This is a genomic window from Capnocytophaga sp., from assembly GCF_030532915.1.
Classification (GTDB): Bacteria; Bacteroidota; Bacteroidia; order Flavobacteriales; family Flavobacteriaceae; genus Capnocytophaga.
The window spans coordinates 126,845-145,955 of the sequence record NZ_JAUNKD010000001.1; the positions used below are offsets into that span (position 1 = coordinate 126,845).

Consider the following 19,111-nt stretch of genomic DNA (forward strand, 5'->3'; position numbering starts at 1 on the left):
CTTTAGAATTTGTTTTTGTTAATATTCTCTATCTTCACATTTTCATAACGGATAATGTTTTTAAGTCCGTTATTCAAATATTGCGTAATTTCAATAGTTATGGTTTTCCCTTCGATATTAAGACCTGACCCAAAATCATACTGCGTACCTACAAGAAAATCCCCCGATTTGGAAATCCCCTCGAAAAGAGTTGTGTATTCATACTTTTTACTGCTTGTGGTATTACTCAAATACGTGTCATACTCCCGATTTCCGTCGTCAATTGAAAACTTAAACTCTAACCTAGGAAAAGAAAACGAAACATAAAAATTAATTTTCACCGCGTTGAAAATAAGTTCTTTTTTCAGCGGTTCTCCTACGTACTTTTTGGTAGCAGTATCATACTTTTGCAATTCAAAATTCAAATGAAACGTTCCAGGCACTTTGGGCACAATCACAAGCTCGGGTAAAGTTTTCAGGTCAGTAATTTCAATGAGTGAAACATCTGTAAACCCTTCTTCTTGTTTCAATTTCAAGGCATAATCCACTCCTAAAATCTGGTGACGCGTTGCATCATTACCCACCACTTTGAGCTTGTAAATAAATCCTTGCTCGGGCTTGGCATCAATAATTTCCGTCACATCAACAGGGATTTGGTAACCCACGCGAAAGTTTGAAACATCCACACCTTCCCGAATTCCCATTGAAAACGACGTAAGCCCTTCTGTTTGTAATTGAGGCTTGCTATCATCACTATTTTTACTACAAGATGTCATTATAACCAAAACCATTAATGACGTTAAAAAGTGTTTCATACAATTTCTTTTTTAAACTTAATGTTTTTTACACTGCAAATATATCAAAAAAAAAAAAAAAACATATCAAACTAAAAACACATTTTAACAAAACTTTAACTGCATAAACACGTTTTACGTCAATCGAAACATTTCTTTTTTAATCGCTTGATTAATAAAACACTTTTTCTTTGCAATTCCGTAATATTTTAATATTTTCTTAATACAAATATGTTGCAAACCGCCGTATCTTTGTCGCCCAAATTCTAAAAAAATGAACAGGCGTATCCGAACAAGCGAATATTTGGTGTTTTTTTACCGAATGGCATTGGTGTATTTTTTCTATTTCATTGCCCGATTTTTGTTTTTTTTCTTCAATAAAGATGCCGTCGGGAGCATTGACACTGCCGAACTTTCCAAACTGTTTCTATACGGATTGCAGTTTGACACTACGGCAATTTTATACGTCAATCTACTATTTATCGCACTGAGCCTTTTACCCTTATGGATAAACACCCGTCAAGGCTACCAAAAAATGCTTTGTTGGATTTACTTCCTCACCAACGGAATTGCCTACGCCACCAATTTCGTGGATATGATGTACTATCCGTTTAGCAAATCACGGCTAACCACCGCTTCGTTTGCCGTAATTGAAAACGAACAAAACAAATCCACGCTGTTTTTCACCTTTTTAGAAATGTACTGGTACGTGGTGCTGCTTTTCGTGGTATTGCTTTTGCTGTGGGTTTTTCTGTATAAAATCGTAAAAGTACGCACAACCGAGTTACGCCCGATGCCGTACGTATTGTGGTCGCTGGTAATTTTTGCCGTGATTGGCGTCGGTGTGGTGGCGGGCATTCGCGGCGGCAGTTTGGCTCATTCATCGCGCCCCATCAATATTTTGGATGCCAGCCGACACGTAACCATTTCCGCACACGCCGACGTGATTCTCAACACGCCTTTCACGCTTATCCGAACCATCGGAAAAAATAAAAGCTTTAAGGAATATCGCTTTGTATCAGATGATTACATTCAAGAAAACGTACAACCCATAAAGCACTATCAGCGTGAGGTGGCAGGCAAACCCAACATAGTTATTTTCATTCTGGAAAGTTTCGGACGGGAATATGTGGGTTGTATGAACACCAAACGAAATATTCCTGATTATAAGTCATATACACCTTTTTTGGATTCGCTTTCGCAGCATTCGTACGTGTTTGACAATGCGTATGCTAACGGAAGGCAATCCATTCACGGAATGTCGTCCGTTTTGGCGGGAATCCCGACTTTTCAAGTGGCTTACACCTCATCACCTTATGTACAACAACCCACTGAATCAGTAGTTTCAGTTGCCAACGAAATGGGTTACGACACTTCATTTTTTCATTCCGCTCCCAACGGTTCAATGGGCTTTTTGGGCTTTTCAAATATTTTGGGCTTTAAGCATTACTACGGAATGACCGAATACGGGAACGATGCCGATTTTGACGGTTTTTGGGGCATTTGGGACGAACCTTTTCTGCAATTTATGAAGCGGGAATTTAGCAAGAAAAAACAGCCTTTTTTAGGCACCATTTTTACCGTTTCGTCGCATCATCCGTACAAAATTCCTGAAAAATACGAAGGCATTTTTGACAAAGGTAACGTGGAAATGCATCAGTGCATTCAGTACACCGATTTTGCATTGAAAAAATTCTTTGAAAGTGCCCGAAAAGAAGCGTGGTACAAAAACACGATTTTCGTTTTCACCAATGACCATCACAACCAAATTTTCTACGACCTTTACAAACAGCCTATTACCGCCAACGGAGCTATGCTGATGTTTTTCAGCCCGAATCCGGAATTGGTCGGCACGGGTATTTCTTCGGGAATCACTCAACAGATAGACCTCTACCCTTCGGTGGTGGATTTGATTGGGTACAACAAGCCTTTCCGTTCGTGGGGACGCAGTTTATTTTCTGACAAGCAGGAAACTCCGAAAGCCTATATTTCCGATGCTCACACCTACCGAATGATGCAGGGTAATTACATCTATGTTTTGAACGCAGACGGAAGCCTCAACGGCATTTTCAACAAAGAAGACGAAGGGCTGACTCATAACCTTGCAGAAACTGAAAAAAATCCTGAAATAGAAAAGGGAATCAAGGATTTACAAGCCTTTATGCAAGATTATATGCATCGGATAATACAACGAAAATTGGGTAAATAACTTGCCTATTTTAGCTTCGCAAGCAACCATTGGTTTTCTTTTGGCTTACGCAAAAAATCACTTTTAAAGTCGCAACTATCGTGGCAATGTAAGTCCGTATTCAAAATTGAACGATTAAATCGGATTGTTTTTTTTGTAATCGCATATTTTTTCAGTACATTTGCCTGATAAAATATTGAAAATGATTATAGCCGATTTACATCAAAGCAAACGATATGAAGGGTTGCACCCGGCTTTTGCCGACATTTTTGCATACGTTAAAAACCACGACTGGCTCACTACCGAACTAGGGAAAACACACCTTGATGGCGACGATGTATTTATCATCAACGCCGAGCCCGAGTGCCTCAGCAAAGAAAAACAAGTGCTGGAATACCACCAGAAATATTTGGACATTCACGTATTGCTTTCGGGTGAGGAAACCATCGGTTGGAAAAACCTATCCGATTGCACACAAGAAAAACAAGCCTTTGACTATGAGAATGATTACGGGCTGTACGCCGACACACCCGACACGTATGTTACGTTACGCCCGGGTCAGTTTGCCGTTGTTTTTCCGGAAGATGCTCACGCACCCATCATCGGGGAAGGCAAAATTCGTAAACTGGTGGTTAAAGTAAGCCTGCAACCATCTCACTAACCTCAACAACCAATGAAAGTTACCTCGCAAATAAAAGAGCCTATCCGTCAAGAAATGGAATGCTTTGAGCAAAAATTTCGCGACTCAATGTCGTCACGGGTGGCTTTGCTCAACCGTATTACCCACTATATTGTAAACCGCAAGGGCAAGCAAATGCGCCCGATGTTCGTGTTTTTGGTAGCGAAAATGGTTTCGGGCGGAAGCGTGCAAGAGCGTACCTATCGCGGAGCTTCGGTTATTGAACTTATCCACACGGCGACACTGGTACACGATGACGTGGTGGACGACAGCAACAAAAGGCGCGGATTTTTCTCCATCAATGCCCTGTGGAAGAACAAAATAGCTGTTTTGGTGGGCGATTATCTGCTTTCAAAAGGGCTACTGCTTTCCATTGATAATTCTGATTTTGATTTGCTAAAAATCATCTCGGTAGCCGTGCGTGAAATGAGCGAAGGCGAGCTGTTACAGATTGAAAAAGCGCGCAGACTCGACATCACCGAGCCGGTTTACTACGAAATTATCCGCCAAAAAACGGCAACACTCATCGCTGCCTGTTGTGCAATGGGCGCTTGCTCCGTAGCGCCTGAAAAGACCGAAATCATTGAAAAAATGCGACTTTTTGGTCAATACATCGGTATGGCATTTCAAGTTAAAGACGACTTATTTGACTACACCGATGAGGCAATTGGCAAGCCCACCGGAATTGACATCAAAGAACAAAAAATGACCCTTCCGCTGATTTATACGCTGAACACTTGCAGTGAATCCGACCGAAAATGGATTATCAACTCAGTAAAAAATCACAACAAAGACAAAAAACGCGTTCGCGAAATCATCAATTTTGTTAAAGACAATCAAGGGCTTACGTATGCCGAAACAAAAATGCACGAATTTAAAGACAAAGCACTTGGCATCTTAGCCGACTTCCCCGATTCAGACTACAAAACAGCACTTACCCTGATGGTAAATTATGTTATCGACCGAAAAATTTAAATACAAAAAAAGGAGCTACACTTATGTAACCCCTCTTTCTTAAAATAATTATTATGATACAAAAATTTACTGACCAAGAATTCTGAACTCAGTTCTGCGGTTTTTGTGGTGCTCTTCTTCTGAACACTGAACGCCGTTTGCACATCTGTTAATCAAACGGGTTTCTCCAAACCCTTTTGCAATCATTCGTGAACGTTGAATTCCTTTGTTTGCCAAATAGTTAACAACAGCATTTGCTCTTTGTTGTGACAATGACATATTGTACTCGTCGTTTCCTCTTGAATCAGTGTGTGACATAATTTCAACACTTGTGTTTGTACCTCTTAACAAAGGCAACAACATATCGTCAATCACTTTTTCAGAAGCTTTTGTCAATTTTGCGCTGTTGTACTCATACAAAATAGGAAGCAATGTTGGCTCTAACAATTTACAATCTACTTCTTCCCAAACAGTTACACCACCTTGTTTTACAAGCACTTGCTTGGTAATAGTTTTTGTTTCAGCCGGAACATCAACTTTTCGGGTAGTTGCAGGCGTGTCAACCACTTCACGTTTGATGGTTGCATACTCGGCAGGGATTTCGATTTCATCAACACGTGCAGGTGTTTTTACAACCTGACGTTTGAAAGTAGCTTCAACCGAAGGCGTTTTGTTTTCAGTAGTGTGAGCATCTTTAGTTAATGTAACGATGTTTACACTCTCAAAACGAGCCGGTCTTTCAACAAAACACGCCGTAACACAAGCATCTTTATTGATTGACGGACAGTTATCCAAATGCTTGTACTCCCATCCTGAGGTTTTTGGGAATACCTCAATGGTTTTCACTTCATTACCGAAAGCAGCCGGAACTACTGTTAAGGTGTTTCCTTCTTGTTTTTTCTCGTAAGGCACATTAACTGTTTCATAAACAGCCGGAACGTACACTAATTTTTTGCTTGCTTCTTTTACCAAAACACGCTCTTCAACGGTTTTGTATTTAGCAGGCACCACTTCTAATTTGCTGTAAGCAGGCGAAATTTGAATGGTTTCAGTCTCCTCACGAAACTCATCTTTCGTGATACATTTAACATAACACTTACCGGGTGCAGGATTCGTAGGTAAATCTTGTGCAAAAGCATATCCGCCACCCACAACAAGTGCAACTAAGCTTAAAGTTGTCTTTTTCATATGAAAAAAATAATTATTGGTTTAAAACGAGAGCAAAAATACGAATTAATAGCTTTTGTCAAAAAAATTAACAATACTTTGGCTTTTTAATAGGTAATTGCTAATATTTTGTTAAAGGATTTGGTGCTTTTTTTGATTATTCCCTACCTTTGCCCAATGCAAGCAAAAAAAGACATACGCGCACTGACAAAAGACGAACTGCGCCACTTTTTCAAAGAAAACGGCGATCAGGCTTTTCGAGGCAATCAAGTATATGAATGGCTGTGGAACAAGGGGTTGCATTCATTCAATGAAATGACCAACCTCCCGAAGAAAACCCGCGAAATGCTCGAAAACAACTTCACCATCAACCACATTGCCGTTGATGTGATGCAACGCAGCTCCGACGGAACCATCAAAAACGCCGTACGCTTGCACGACGGGTTGTTGGTTGAATCTGTTTTAATCCCTACCGACACACGCACAACTGCCTGTGTATCAAGCCAAGTGGGGTGTAGTTTAAACTGTACTTTCTGCGCCACAGCCCAACTTAAACGAATGCGAAATTTACTGCCCGATGAAATTTTCGACCAAGTGAAAGTAATTGACAATCAAAGTCGTACATTTTTTGGTAGACCACTTTCAAACATCGTTTTTATGGGAATGGGCGAACCCCTGATGAACTACAACAACGTATTGAAAGCCATTGAAAAAATTACTTCCGAAGAAGGTTTGGGAATGTCGCCAAAACGGATAACCCTTTCAACCTCAGGCGTTCCGAAACTTATAAAAAAAATGGCTGATGACGAGGTAAAGTTTAAATTGGCTGTGTCACTGCATTCTGCCATTGATTCCGTACGCACCCAAATTATGCCTTTTAACGAACAATTTCCGCTATCGGAACTACGCGAAGCCTTAGCCTATTGGTACAAAAAAACCAAAAATAAAATCACCTATGAATATGTGGTTTGGAAAGGTATTAACGATAAGAAGAAAGACATAGAAGCGCTCATAAAATTCTGTCGATTTGCGCCTTCAAAAGTAAACCTCATTGAATACAACCCGATTGACGACGGCGATTTTCAACAAGCCGATGCCTCTGTGATAGAAATGTATCAAACGATGCTGGAAGATGCCGGCATTACCGTAACTGTCAGACGTTCACGCGGGAAAGACATTGATGCCGCCTGCGGACAATTAGCAAACAAAACATCACTTTAAGTAATTCGGTTCAAAATAGGCTAAATTTTCAAAAAGCTGTTGTTCGTATTTTTGAAACGCGTGCGAGACCATATCCCGGGCTTGCGGAAAAGCATTTGGTACGAAAACGGCATTGGCGTGAGTGCACAGTTTTGAGAATTTTTCAGCCCCATCGCCCAAAAAAACAACCTCACCTTGTGAAAGCCACTCGCCATAGCTGTTTTCATCTAAAATTTTGGCTTCTGTGGGGGCAACTTCTTGATAATCACCGGTAAAAACAGCACTGTACACTTCCATTCGGCGCGCGTCCAACATCGGGATAATCAACTGACTATCTGTTACTTGCGAAGCTAATATTTGAAGCGTTGAAACGCTAACAAGCGGTTTGCCCAACGCAAAACAAAGTCCCTTTGCCGCCGATACCCCAATACGAAGCCCCGTGTATGACCCAGGTCCGCCACTGACGGCTATGCAATCAATGTCATCAAACGACACAACCGACTGTGCAAGAACACTTTCAATAAAAATATGTAAGCTTTCGGCGTGAGTGAATTTGCCTTTATTTTCTGATTTTTCAGCTAAAAGCACTCCGTTTTCGGCAATCGCCACCGAGCAAGTAAGCCCCGAAGTTTCAATACATAAAATTTTAGCCATACATCATTGATTTACACCTACTTGCTTATTTTCTTTGAACGATTTTCCTTCCACAACCATCACAATTTCACCTTTAGGTGCTTTCTTCTCAAAATGAGCCAGCAACTCGGCAAGGGTTCCGCGCTGTGTTTCTTCGTGCAATTTGGTAATTTCACGCGAAACAGAAGCCCTTCGCTCCTGACCAAAAACAGCGATGAAATCAGCAATGGTTTTCAGCAACTTATGAGGCGAGACATAAAAAATCATCGTTTTCTTTTCGTCAAGAAGCGCTTGCAAACGCGTTTGTCGTCCTTTTTTATCGGGCAAAAATCCTTCAAAAACAAAACGGTCATTGGGCAAAGCGCTGTTTACCAAGGCAGGAACAAAGGCAGTGGCACCGGGCAGGCATTCCACCTCAAGCTGTTGTTCTACACAAGCCCTTACGAGTAAAAATCCGGGATCGGAAATGCCGGGCGTACCCGCATCGGTGATGAGCCCTACGGTTTGTCCGCCCTTGATGCGTTGCACCCAATGCGCTACAACTTGGTGTTCGTTATGCATATGATAACTCTGCATTGGCGTGCGTATATCATAGTGTTTGAGCAATTTACCACTTGTTCGGGTGTCTTCTGCCAGCACAAAGTCCACCTCCTGCAAAAGACGCAAAGCCCGCAGGGTAATGTCTTCTAAATTGCCGATGGGGGTTGGAATGAGATAGAGTTTCCCCATTAAACCTCAAATCGTTTGAGCATTAAACCTAAAAAGCGCTCTTCATAGTCTTCTTTGCCTCGCCAGTGATTGTAGGTCGGTTTAACTTCCTGTTCGATGTAAATGGCGATGTCTTGCACGCTTTGCAGATTGTTAATATGCTGAACCACATCATTGTATTCACTTTCACTTCCGAAGAAAAGCTGACGAATAAACGCCAAACGGTCATTCAGCCCGATTTGCGACGTTTTCCCGAGTCGGTCGTTTAACGACGGAGCGGCTTTGGGTTCGGCAACGTCTTCTTTCTTCTCAAAAACAGGATGTTGCGTTTGTGCGATAAAATCTTCCAACGGCTGATTTTTAGGAACTACTTCTGTTTCAGGCTCTACAATGGTTTTAATTTCTTTAACCACTTTTTTCTCTTCTACGGGAGGCGGTGGCGCTTGTTGTTGCTTTTGTTGCCTTTGGATAATATCCTGATAGGCTTTGTACGCCGAATTAGGCTGATTCCCCGTGTGATACCCGTTTTTTGATTGCACCGGCTGCACGACGGGTTCTTCCTGCACAAACTGATTTTCAACCGCCTGTTCCGGTTCGCTGTGCTGTGGCACTGATTTTTTTTCGGGCTGTGTCACAACAATTTGTTTCACTTGTGTGGTTTTTACCGGAAGATTGAATATGTCGTTTTCATTTTGGTCATCTTCAACAAAATCGGCTACTTTTTTCATCGTATATTGTAGACGGTCTTCCGATGAGCCAATGGCGTTGTAATATTTCTCAACGAAACTCAAAATGGTCACTTTTTCAAGTAATTTTTCGGTTTCTTTTTTTAAATGAGGTAAATCCAACTTATCTTTGGTGGCAATGATATTCTCAGCCAACTCTTGCAATTCTTTTATCAATTGATTTTTCATAATCACTTATATTAAGTACATAATAGGTTCCAAAGGTATGAAATATTTTTTAATAACAAAAAAAGTTTAGTTATTTATATTTCACTCTTTTATATAAATCTTTGATTTTCAGTATATAATGTAACATTTTAATTTTAAGCCTCCACACACCAAATTGCTGAACATAAGGCAATATTTACCCGATAACAATCACTCTTTTTATCAAAGCTTAGCTTAACTCAACCTACAAAAAGACGTATAATTACGATAAAATTGTGTATCTTTGTCGCTTGTTATTTTATTGATTTTTTTATGAAAAACCGATTTTTTTATTTAATGATAAGTGCATTAATGGGGTTGAGCATCACAGATTGCCGAACCATTTCTGCCGAAGTAAAAAACACCCCCGAGAATCGCCCAAACATCATTCTTTTTGTCGTAGATGATATGGGCTGGCAAGACACTTCAGTTGCATTTCACAGTGAAAAAACCGAACTAAACCAAACTTACCATACCCCTCATATGGAGAGGCTGGCAAAGCAAGGAATGAAATTCACCCAAGCCTATGCCGCCCCCATATGTTCGCCGTCACGAGTAAGTTTAATGACAGGCACCAATCCGGCAAGGCACCGCGTAACCAACTGGACATTAGAATATAACAAACAAACCGACCACACCAATGAACAACTCTCCGCTCCGAATTGGAACTGCAACGGACTGGCGAATCAGCCCGATATTCCCAATTCGTTTCAAGCCACCGCGCTTCCTGAGTTGCTGAAACAAGGCGGTTACCATACAATTCACATCGGGAAAGCTCACTTCGCCGCACAAGGAACGCCCTGTGCCGACCCGCTCAATATGGGTTTTAATGTCAACGTCTCAGGGCACGCCGGCGGCGGATTGCAAAGCTATGAGGGCAAAGACAATTTTGGGAATATCCCGCAAAAAACAGGGCGTTTTGCCGTTCCGATGCTGGAAGAATTCCACGGGAGAGACATCTTCCTGACCGAAGCCCTAACCCAAAAAGCCTTGCGAGAACTTGACAAACGTCCGAAAAACAAGCCCTTCTTCCTGTATATGTCTCACTACGCCGTACACGTCCCTATAATGGGCGATGCGCGTTTCCTACAAAAATATCTTGACAAAGGAATGAACCCCATCGAAGCTCAATACGCCACACTGCTGGAAGGTATGGACAAAAGTTTGGGCGACATTCTAAATTATTTGGACAACAATAAACTGAATAACAATACATTAGTTGTTTTCCTATCGGACAACGGCGGATTGGACGCCATAGGGCGCGGAAGAAAACCCAACACCTGCAACGCACCACTGGCAAGCGGCAAAGGAACGCTTCGCGAGGGCGGTATTCGCATTCCGTTTTTGGCGTGGTGGCAGGGAAAAATAAAAGCCGGAAGTGTTTCCGACAAACCAATCAACATTGAGGACATTTTCCCTACACTTGCCGAAATAGCTTCCGTGGGCAACAAAAAAATAATCCAAACCATTGACGGAGAAAGCCTCTTACCTATCCTTCTGACAACCGAAAATCTGCAGAAAAACACTGAAAGACCCCTTTTCTGGCATTTGCCCAATCAATGGTATGATACTGACAAGAAACTGGGCATTGCTCCGTCAAGCGCCATTCGGAAGGGAAATTACAAATTGCTTTACTACCACGACACCCAACAAATTTTGCTTTACGATTTGGCAACTGACCTTGGCGAAACGCGAGATATTTCGGCAGAAAATCCACAGAAAACACGCCAACTTGCTAAAATTTTGTCCGATTACTTGCGCAGTGTTGATGCGCAGATGCCCATTATCAAAAAAACGGGAAAACCCGTGCCGTTTCCTGACGAGATTTTGTAAATTTTCCATTCGAAATTAAAAGAACCGCAACAAAATTTTGCAAAATTAAAGCGGAATTTTATCTTTACCATATCTGAAATTAATAATTTTAAAGGGAAATCACCAAAAAGCCAAAATTATTTTAACTATTTAAATCACACCATCTTATGAAACGAGCAATCACATTATTAGTCGCTTTATTTTCACTTTCGGCATTTTCGCAAGAACAAAAACATTCGCCTTTTTATTACCAACGTGTTGATTTCTTTGAGAAATTCCCGATAGCGGCAAACGACATCGTTTTTTTGGGCAACAGCATCACCAACGGTTGCGAATGGGCGGAATTATTCCCCGACAAAAACGTGAAAAACAGAGGCATCAGTGGCGATATTTCACAAGGAGTTTACGAGCGGCTTGACAATATCGTAAACGGAAAACCTAAAAAAATATTGCTGCTCATCGGGGTGAATGACATCGCCAGAGGAATCCCCGCCGAGACCACCTTTGCGAACATCGAAAGGATTGTAACCAAAATACGAAAGGTTTCTCCAAAAACGGAAATCTATTTACAAAGCATTTTACCCGTAAACGCTGATTTTAAGCTATTTGAAAACCATCAGCAACCTGAAAAAATAAAGGCTCTCAACGTTCAAATCCGCGAATTGGCACAAAAACACAAAGCGATTTATGTGGATTTGTATCCGCATTTTGTTATCCCGAACACTGACAAACTAAAACCCGAATACACCAACGACGGACTTCATCTGATGGCGGCGGGATACATCACGTGGCGAAAAATCATTCAGGATTATTTGTAAGTCCCGATGAAAACATACTGTTGCAAACGGCAAGGCTCAAACGAGGAATTTTACGCCAAACCCACGCATAAAGAATAGGAAGGCAAATGGCTTCGGATTGATATGGAGGTTTTTCTAAAAGATTAAATCAACAAATTGAAAATCAAAACAATGGAAGTGTTCATTCAAGTAAACATCTCGAAAAATCAGCAAGTAACGAAACGTTACGACGATGTTCTCTCCGAAAGAATGCGTGATATGGATTCTTTACGCCAGACTCTTGACCAAAAAAGCGTTGGTTTTTCGGACAGCACAAAAAATAGTTTAGGCTACTATTTTATGATGGATTTGATAGACAGAGTTCCGCAACTGAACTTCCGCAACTACAACCAATTTTACCGCGAATTTTCAATCGTTGTGCGGGAATATCCCGTGGCGAATAACGGGTTAATCAGGTTTGGGGATTATCTTGAATATTTGTTTGCGTTTAGAAAGTACATCAGAAAAGAGTTTGGTTTTGTGCATCGAAACCGAACGTTTAATCGTCGTTTTTGGCAGTGGTTTGTATTGCTTTTCATCGGATTGGCAATTGCTATAACGCCTTTACTCGGAGCTATTTCAAGTTTTTTGCCGGCGTTATTCCTTGCCAGCTGGGGCGAACAAATTTCCAGAGAAAAAAATATTGTTTTAGGACTTTCACCCCAAGACAAAGAATTACAAATCAAAAGAAAAAACCGAAAAAAACGCAAAGCCTTTCAAGAATAGTGGTTTTTACAAACTGAAAATCAATAAGTTTTTTGGATAAGATTCTTGTTTTACAAATTTTTGTATTTTTGTCGCTTGATTTTCTAATTAAAGTGCATTCACAAACTAAATGACCAAAAATCCAACCCCAAAACCCTTCCTAAAATGGGCAGGAGGAAAAACGCAACTCATCGGCGATATTGAAAAAGCATTACCCAAAGCGTTGATACAAAGCGATTTCACTTACATCGAACCCTTTGTGGGGAGCGGTGCGGTACTTTTTTGGGTGTTGAATAATTTTCCGAATTTGAAAAGGGCGGTTATCAATGACATCAATACGGATTTAATCGATACTTATCTGACAATCAAGCAAAATCCGAAGGAACTGATAGCCGTTTTAGAACAATTTCAATCCGAATATCACGCTTTTACCGATGAAGAGACAAAAAAGGCGTATTATTACGAAAAAAGAGGTCTTTACAACGCACGAACGGCGGACAAAATCGGTCAGTCGGCGTTGTTTATCTTCCTGAATCGCACTTGTTTCAATGGACTTTATCGCGTGAATCGGAAAAACGAATTTAATGTTCCGATGGGCAGTTACAAAAAGCCCACCATTTGCGATACAGAAAATCTTTTGGCGGTCAGTGAGGCGTTGCAGAAAGTAGAAATTTTATGTGGCGATTTTGAGCAAACACTACCTTATGCGGAGGAAAATTCTTTGTTTTATTTCGATCCACCTTATAAACCGCTTAGTGAAACTTCGAGTTTTAATTCTTACGCGAAAGATGAATTTAACGATGAGGAGCAAATCCGCTTACGAGATTTTTGTACCAAATTGGACGCTCTAAATCATCACTGGATATTAAGCAATTCCGATGTGAAGGGCAAAAACGAAAACGACACCTTTTTTGACGATTTGTATATGGATTTCAATATCCAACGCGTAGAAGCCAAGCGAAGTATCAACGCCAATCCTGAAAAAAGAGGGAAATTAACGGAGTTATTGATTAACAATTATATTCTCGAAACGATATGATTAGCAGTAAAGTAATAGAGGTGATGAACCCTCTTTTTGAAATCATCAGAAAATCAAAAGGGAAAACCATTGGGCAAATCAAAACGGAGCTAAACATCGAAAAAGAAAAAATGAAAAAGGGAGCTTCAGGGTTGATTGTGGAAAATCTTTTAGGAATAGAAAATAACAATATTGCCGATGCGGATATTTCGGAAATAGGCTGTGAAGTGAAAGTATTGCCATTGCAAAAAAATAAAAATGGCAAAATAAAAGTAAAAGAACCTACTCAAATTCAAATGATTAATTATTTTGAAGTAGCAGAAGAAACTTGGGAGACGGCTAAACTTCGCAAAAAAATTAATCTCACTTTTTGGATTGTTTATTTAGCCAAAGAGAACGGAACTTCATTACATCAAGATGATTATAAAATTGTTGATTATTTTTTGGATCATCCTGACCATTCCAAAATGGGAATTTTTAAAAACGATTGGGAAATCATTCAAGATTATATTATAAAGGGCTGGGCAGATAAACTATCGTGCAGTATGGGAACATTTATTGAGCCTAAAACCAAAGGGAAAAATAATCAAGATTTGACCAATGCACCTGATGGAAAGGGAGGCGTGTTAAAAGCAAGAAGACGAGCTTTTTATTACAAGAAAAATTACACTAATACTCAAATCGTGCCACATATAGACACATCAAAAATATAATGAACCCCTATTACATATCAAACGACAGAAAATTTTATCTTCTACACGGAGATACGATGGAGCTTTTGCCACAGCTCAATCGCGAGTTTGATATGATTTTTGCCGACCCACCTTATTTTTTGTCCAATGGCGGACTTTCTATCCAAAACGGACAAATCGTAAGCGTGAACAAAGGCAAATGGGACAAATCACAAGGCTTTGAATTTATCAACGATTTCAACCGAAAATGGTTATCTTTGGCACGAGAAAAAATGAAGGACGATGCCACGATTTGGATTAGCGGAACGATGCACAATATTTTTTCGGTGGGGCAAATTCTTACGGAATTGGGCTTTAAAATCCTGAATATCATCACTTGGGAGAAGACCAATCCGCCGCCAAATTTCTCGTGTAGGTATTTCACACATTCCACCGAGCAAATTATTTGGGCGAGGAAACACGAAAAAGTTCCGCATTATTTTGATTACGAACTGATGAAGCAATTCAACGGCGGAAAGCAAATGAAAGATGTTTGGAAACTCCCTGCCATTGCTCCTTGGGAAAAGTCCTTCGGAAAGCATCCTACACAAAAACCTTTGTCGGTTTTGTCGCGGTTGCTGTTGGCTTCCACCAAGCCCGATGCGTGGATTCTCGACCCCTTTACGGGAAGTTCCACCACAGGAATTGCCGCCAATTTGTTCAACAGAAATTTTGTAGGCATCGACCGAGAAATTGAATTTTTAGAATTGAGTAAAAAACGGAAAATAGAAAGTATCAAAATGGAAATAACATATAAAAACAAACTACTAAACCATTTAAAAACAGAATAGTGAGTTGAAAAACCTCCATTGAGTTCAAAAAAGACAAAAGAGAGTAAAAAAATAACATATAAAATACATTCAAAACAAACCAAGGACAAAGCATAAAGCACCCAAACAACCATCGCTTATTGCTTAAAGCCTATAACTTAAAGCTAAATAATAAAATGTTTCAAGAAAAATATGATGTTATCGTAGTGGGAGGCGGACACGCAGGTGCCGAAGCCGCTGCTGCTGCCGCAAATATGGGAGCGAAAACCCTACTCATCACAATGCAATTGCAAAACATCGCACAAATGTCGTGCAACCCTGCTGTGGGGGGCATCGCCAAGGGGCAAATCGTTCGTGAAATAGACGCTCTGGGCGGTTACACAGGAATCATCACCGACAAAACCGCCATTCAGTTCAAAATGCTCAACCAATCGAAAGGGCCGGCGATGTGGAGTCCGCGTGCGCAATCCGATAGAATGCGTTTTGCCGAAGCGTGGCGACTACAACTCGAAAAACTACCCCATTTGGACTTCTATCAAGATATGGTTTCCGAACTGATAATCGAAAATCACCAAGTGAAAGGCGTAAAAACATCGCTCGGAATTTCCATTTTCGCCCAGTCGGTTATCCTGACCAATGGGACGTTCCTCAATGGCGTTATTCATATCGGAATGAAGCAATTAGGAGGCGGAAGAGCAGGAGAGAAGGCTTCCAAAGGAATTACAGAATGTCTTGTAAATCACGGATTTGAGTCAGGAAGAATGAAAACAGGAACGCCACCTCGCGTGGATAGCCGTTCGCTCGACTATTCCAAAATGATACCACAGCCCGGCGATGACAAACCTGAAAAGTTTTCCTTCTCGGAAGAAACCCAACCGCTTCAAATTCAGAAGGATTGCTTTATGACCTACACCAGTGAGGAGGTACACGACCTGCTCCGCACAGGATTCGACCGCTCACCGATGTTTAACGGAGCAATCCAAGGCGTAGGGCCGCGATACTGCCCTTCAATCGAGGACAAAATCAACCGATTTGCCGACAAAGACCGCCATCAAATCTTCGTCGAACCCGAAGGTTGGGACACAGTGGAGGTGTACGTAAACGGATTTTCCACATCACTGCCCGAAGAGGTTCAGTTTGAGGCACTTCGCAAGGTAGAAGGCTTTGAAAATGTGAAGTTTTTCCGCCCGGGGTACGCCATCGAGTACGATTACTTTCCACCAACGCAACTCAAACATACCTTGGAGACCAAACTGGTTGAAAATCTGTATTTCGCAGGGCAAATCAACGGAACAACAGGCTATGAAGAGGCTGCGGCACAAGGACTTATGGCAGGAATCAACGCGGTTCGTAAAATCCGTGAGCAAGAGGAAGTTATCTTAAAGCGAAGCGAGGCTTACATCGGTGTTTTGATTGACGATTTAATCACAAAAGGCACGGAAGAGCCGTACAGAATGTTCACCTCACGAGCGGAATATCGCACCCTTCTGCGACAAGACAATGCCGATGCACGACTCACGCCGCTGGGCTTTTCGCTCGGTTTGGCATCGCCGCGAAGAATGGAGGTTTTGGAGAAAAAACAAGCCCAAACCAACGCTTTTGTTGATTTCTTTAAGGAAACGAGCATCCGCCCTGAGGAAGCGAATCCGATTTTGGCAAAATACGATTCGTCCCCAATGAAACAGGGCGACAAGATGTACAAAGTGCTTTCCAGACCCAACATAACCATCGCCGATTTACAAGAATTGGACAGCGTAAAGACCTTTATCAGTGAGAACAACATCGAAAGGGAGGTCATCGAGCAAACGGAAATTGAGGTTAAATACGCTGGTTACATCGAAAAGGAAAAGAACAATGCCGACAAGCTCAACCGCTTGGAAGACATTCGCATACCCGAGAATTTCAATTACGACAAACTGACATCGCTTTCGTTTGAGAGCCGCGAGAAGCTGAAAAAAATTCGTCCGACGAGCCTTTCCCAAGCCTCGCGCATCAGTGGCGTTTCCCCTGCGGATATAAGCATACTGCTGGTGTATATGGGGCGATAGGTCGGTAGCACCGACAGGCAATGATTGTAGGGGATATTTAAGGGCGTATGCAATTGCTTCACCTATTCGCTTTGCTCGGGTCGCCCCTACGAAATTGTATTAAAACAAAATTTTGAATATCAAATTTATGTTTCTAAATCTGCACTTGAAAACATTAAGCAATACATAGTAAGATGAAAATGTAAAAAATCCGTGGTGGTTGCCACGGATTTTTTACATTTAAATAGGTTGGTACTTATGAAAAACTTATCGTTACCTTTTTATTTTGACAGGTTGGAGACACCCTTTTGCTTCCTGTTGTGGGGTAAAATAAATAACCACTGATTTGTTTCCACTCCACTTGGTATTGCTTGCCGAGTTTTACTTTTACATCTAAGGTTTTCCCCGCTTCTAAACGCCAAGTTTTCGTACCAATGGTAATGGTGTACGGATTACTTCCATTGGAATTATTGGTGATGGAAATAGTTCCTTCTTGGGGCGTAAAACCTCTTACATATTCTTGATGCGACGAAGCTCCCGTTCTTACGGTTCCTGATTTTACCTCACCACACTCAGAAACTACTTGATAATCGTATGCGGAGTTAGGCTTTCCTCTAAATCCAACACTTCCCTCTTTATCGGTTTTTCCACTTACACCTCCTACAACAACTGTCGCGTTCTCCAATGGTGTATAATCAGTGTCATAAACATAAAATGTTACGGGGATTTCATTGTTTGTACCGCCTTGGTTATTATTACTTCCGGAAAGAGAAATTGTTCCGGCTTGTGCCGTACCGTTCATAGTAAGTTGTACCGATTGATAGTAAGGAGCGGTTTGGGTCAATACTACAAAGGTATATTGTGCAAGATTTACATACTCGGGCTTTAAATTATCAAACGTGGCAATACCTTGTGAGTTGGTTACGGCTTTGGTCTTATAGGCTGATTCAACTGTTTGAATGTAACGCTCATAATTTATTGGCGCTAAAAGTGTAGTAATTATGAAAGAACTAGCTTGAATACCAGATAGGGCATACACTTTTACACCCAAGGTCTACCCAAGGTGTATCCAAGCTAGGTATATCATTTTTTTATAAGAAGCTATTCGTAGGTTATAATTTCTTTTTTGACTATGGCGGCAGCTTCAAAAGTGATGGTTTCGCCTGTGGTTGTTCGAGGATTTTTAACTCCTATGTATAGATTTGTACCCACTTCTTTGAGTAGTTGTTCACTTATTTCAACAACTCCATTTTTTAAACTTTCTCTTGAACCACCGATGTAATGTTCGAAGCGGTCTTTTGAAAGAAATTTTGATTGATTTTTGTAATCCAATAAATAAAAATCAGCCCGCCCTGAGGTTCCTTGCTCAGGCACTTCTATTTTAGAAGCAATCGTAGAGGTAATTCCCGTCGGGTCTAACAATAAACTTGAAAGCTGAGCCGCCAATCTTAAATTTCCTATGGGCGTTTTTGATTCGGTAACAGCAACCGTATAAAACACTTTTACGGCATTTTTAGGAATTTCTAACGGAATGACAGTTCGTGTTTTGCCATTGAATCCCAGATAGGTAGCACTGTTTAAGTAAAAATTTTGTTCAGCTTGAATCTGAACCGTTTCATAAACAATTTTTGTTTTGGGTATTTTTGGCTGTTCTGATGTTCCTCCATTTTCTTCCGAAACTTCTGTTTGCAGTTTTTGAGGCACATCATTACTTTCCTTTTGGCAACCAATAAAAGTTGCTACTACCAATAGTAGTAAAAATAGTTTTTGCATTTAATTAAACATTTAAAAATTATCCCCTACTCTATTACAGGCTTTTCGGGTTACGCCTTTCTTCAATTAACAAATAACAATTTTTCAATTAACAATCATTGTTCACTGCTCATTATTTATTGTTATTTGTTCATTTTTCTGTTTTTTATCCACCCAAGGTCTACCCAAGGTGTATCCAAGCTAGGTATATCATTTTTTTATAAGA

At 40.8% G+C, this 19,111-nt stretch carries 18 protein-coding genes; 11 read left to right on the forward strand and 7 right to left on the reverse strand.

What is annotated here, in order from left to right; all coding sequences use genetic code 11:
* Nucleotides 1-2: 2 nt before the first annotated feature.
* On the reverse strand, nucleotides 3-794 hold the full coding sequence (locus tag Q4D72_RS00565; protein WP_303075457.1) for a hypothetical protein: 792 nt from the start codon (nucleotides 792-794) through the stop codon (nucleotides 3-5).
* Between the two features lie 253 nt (nucleotides 795-1,047).
* Between Q4D72_RS00565 and Q4D72_RS00570 the strand changes: the two genes are divergently transcribed.
* The 3 genes from Q4D72_RS00570 to Q4D72_RS00580 all read left to right on the forward strand — a co-directional run bounded on the left by Q4D72_RS00570 (nucleotide 1,048) and on the right by Q4D72_RS00580 (nucleotide 4,615).
* On the forward strand, nucleotides 1,048-2,982 hold the full coding sequence (locus Q4D72_RS00570) for an LTA synthase family protein (protein WP_303075458.1): 1,935 nt from the start codon (nucleotides 1,048-1,050) through the stop codon (nucleotides 2,980-2,982).
* Between the two features lie 181 nt (nucleotides 2,983-3,163).
* Nucleotides 3,164-3,622, forward strand: coding sequence for a YhcH/YjgK/YiaL family protein (locus Q4D72_RS00575; protein ID WP_303075459.1), 459 nt, complete (start codon nucleotides 3,164-3,166; stop codon nucleotides 3,620-3,622).
* A 12-nt stretch (nucleotides 3,623-3,634) separates the two neighbouring features.
* Nucleotides 3,635-4,615 carry a polyprenyl synthetase family protein gene (locus tag Q4D72_RS00580; protein ID WP_303075460.1) on the forward strand — a complete coding sequence of 327 codons (981 nt, stop codon included), beginning with the start codon at nucleotides 3,635-3,637 and terminating at the stop codon, nucleotides 4,613-4,615.
* Nucleotides 4,616-4,681: 66 nt separating this feature from the next.
* On the opposite strand, the gene Q4D72_RS00585 is transcribed toward Q4D72_RS00580, so the two are convergent.
* Entirely contained in the window at nucleotides 4,682-5,782 is a 1,101-nt protein-coding gene (locus Q4D72_RS00585) for an OmpA family protein (protein WP_303075461.1), read from the reverse strand.
* A gap of 156 nt (nucleotides 5,783-5,938) precedes the next feature.
* Between Q4D72_RS00585 and rlmN the strand changes: the two genes are divergently transcribed.
* Nucleotides 5,939-6,982: a 23S rRNA (adenine(2503)-C(2))-methyltransferase RlmN gene (gene rlmN, locus Q4D72_RS00590; protein WP_303075462.1), complete on the forward strand. Its 1,044-nt coding sequence runs from the start codon at nucleotides 5,939-5,941 to the stop codon at nucleotides 6,980-6,982.
* Here rlmN and tsaB read toward each other — a convergent pair.
* From tsaB to Q4D72_RS00605, 3 genes are read right to left on the reverse strand one after another with little or no spacing between them, the layout of a single operon-like run.
* Complete coding sequence (gene tsaB, locus Q4D72_RS00595; RefSeq protein ID WP_303075463.1) at nucleotides 6,974-7,615, reverse strand: tRNA (adenosine(37)-N6)-threonylcarbamoyltransferase complex dimerization subunit type 1 TsaB; 642 nt, start codon at nucleotides 7,613-7,615, stop codon at nucleotides 6,974-6,976. The two genes, rlmN and tsaB, sit on opposite strands and share 9 nt — an antisense overlap.
* A 3-nt stretch (nucleotides 7,616-7,618) precedes the next feature.
* Nucleotides 7,619-8,323, reverse strand: coding sequence for a 16S rRNA (cytidine(1402)-2'-O)-methyltransferase (gene rsmI / locus Q4D72_RS00600; protein WP_303075464.1), 705 nt, complete (start codon nucleotides 8,321-8,323; stop codon nucleotides 7,619-7,621).
* Nucleotides 8,323-9,216: a hypothetical protein gene (locus tag Q4D72_RS00605; protein WP_303075465.1), complete on the reverse strand. Its 894-nt coding sequence runs from the start codon at nucleotides 9,214-9,216 to the stop codon at nucleotides 8,323-8,325. The genes rsmI and Q4D72_RS00605 overlap by 1 nt, the downstream gene beginning before the upstream one ends.
* A gap of 315 nt (nucleotides 9,217-9,531) precedes the next feature.
* Between Q4D72_RS00605 and Q4D72_RS00610 the strand changes: the two genes are divergently transcribed.
* The 7 genes from Q4D72_RS00610 (at nucleotide 9,532) to mnmG (ending at nucleotide 17,154) form a co-directional block, all read left to right on the forward strand.
* Complete coding sequence (locus Q4D72_RS00610) at nucleotides 9,532-11,067, forward strand: sulfatase (protein WP_303075466.1); 1,536 nt, start codon at nucleotides 9,532-9,534, stop codon at nucleotides 11,065-11,067.
* A 146-nt stretch (nucleotides 11,068-11,213) separates the two neighbouring features.
* The gene (locus Q4D72_RS00615) at nucleotides 11,214-11,864 is read left to right on the forward strand and encodes an SGNH/GDSL hydrolase family protein (RefSeq protein WP_303075467.1); all 651 of its coding nucleotides are present in this window, start codon (nucleotides 11,214-11,216) and stop codon (nucleotides 11,862-11,864) included.
* 150 nt (nucleotides 11,865-12,014) lie between these two features.
* Nucleotides 12,015-12,608, forward strand: coding sequence for a hypothetical protein (locus tag Q4D72_RS00620; RefSeq protein ID WP_303075468.1), 594 nt, complete (start codon nucleotides 12,015-12,017; stop codon nucleotides 12,606-12,608).
* A 109-nt stretch (nucleotides 12,609-12,717) separates the two neighbouring features.
* The gene (locus Q4D72_RS00625) at nucleotides 12,718-13,626 is read left to right on the forward strand and encodes a DNA adenine methylase (RefSeq protein ID WP_303075469.1); all 909 of its coding nucleotides are present in this window, start codon (nucleotides 12,718-12,720) and stop codon (nucleotides 13,624-13,626) included.
* A complete protein-coding gene (locus Q4D72_RS00630; RefSeq protein WP_303075470.1) occupies nucleotides 13,623-14,318 on the forward strand; it encodes a MutH/Sau3AI family endonuclease in 696 nt (231 codons plus the stop codon). The genes Q4D72_RS00625 and Q4D72_RS00630 overlap by 4 nt, the downstream gene beginning before the upstream one ends.
* Nucleotides 14,315-15,127: a site-specific DNA-methyltransferase gene (locus Q4D72_RS00635; RefSeq protein WP_303075482.1), complete on the forward strand. Its 813-nt coding sequence runs from the start codon at nucleotides 14,315-14,317 to the stop codon at nucleotides 15,125-15,127. Before Q4D72_RS00630 ends, Q4D72_RS00635 begins: the two co-directional genes overlap by 4 nt.
* 155 nt (nucleotides 15,128-15,282) lie before the next feature.
* The gene (gene mnmG, locus Q4D72_RS00640; RefSeq protein WP_303075471.1) at nucleotides 15,283-17,154 is read left to right on the forward strand and encodes a tRNA uridine-5-carboxymethylaminomethyl(34) synthesis enzyme MnmG; all 1,872 of its coding nucleotides are present in this window, start codon (nucleotides 15,283-15,285) and stop codon (nucleotides 17,152-17,154) included.
* A 235-nt stretch (nucleotides 17,155-17,389) separates the two neighbouring features.
* Here mnmG and Q4D72_RS00645 read toward each other — a convergent pair whose 3' ends face one another.
* Nucleotides 17,390-18,172: a hypothetical protein gene (locus Q4D72_RS00645; RefSeq protein WP_303075472.1), complete on the reverse strand. Its 783-nt coding sequence runs from the start codon at nucleotides 18,170-18,172 to the stop codon at nucleotides 17,390-17,392.
* Nucleotides 18,173-18,234: 62 nt separating this feature from the next.
* The gene (locus tag Q4D72_RS00650; RefSeq protein WP_303075473.1) at nucleotides 18,235-18,906 is read right to left on the reverse strand and encodes a hypothetical protein; all 672 of its coding nucleotides are present in this window, start codon (nucleotides 18,904-18,906) and stop codon (nucleotides 18,235-18,237) included.
* Between the last annotated feature and the right edge of the window lie 205 nt (nucleotides 18,907-19,111).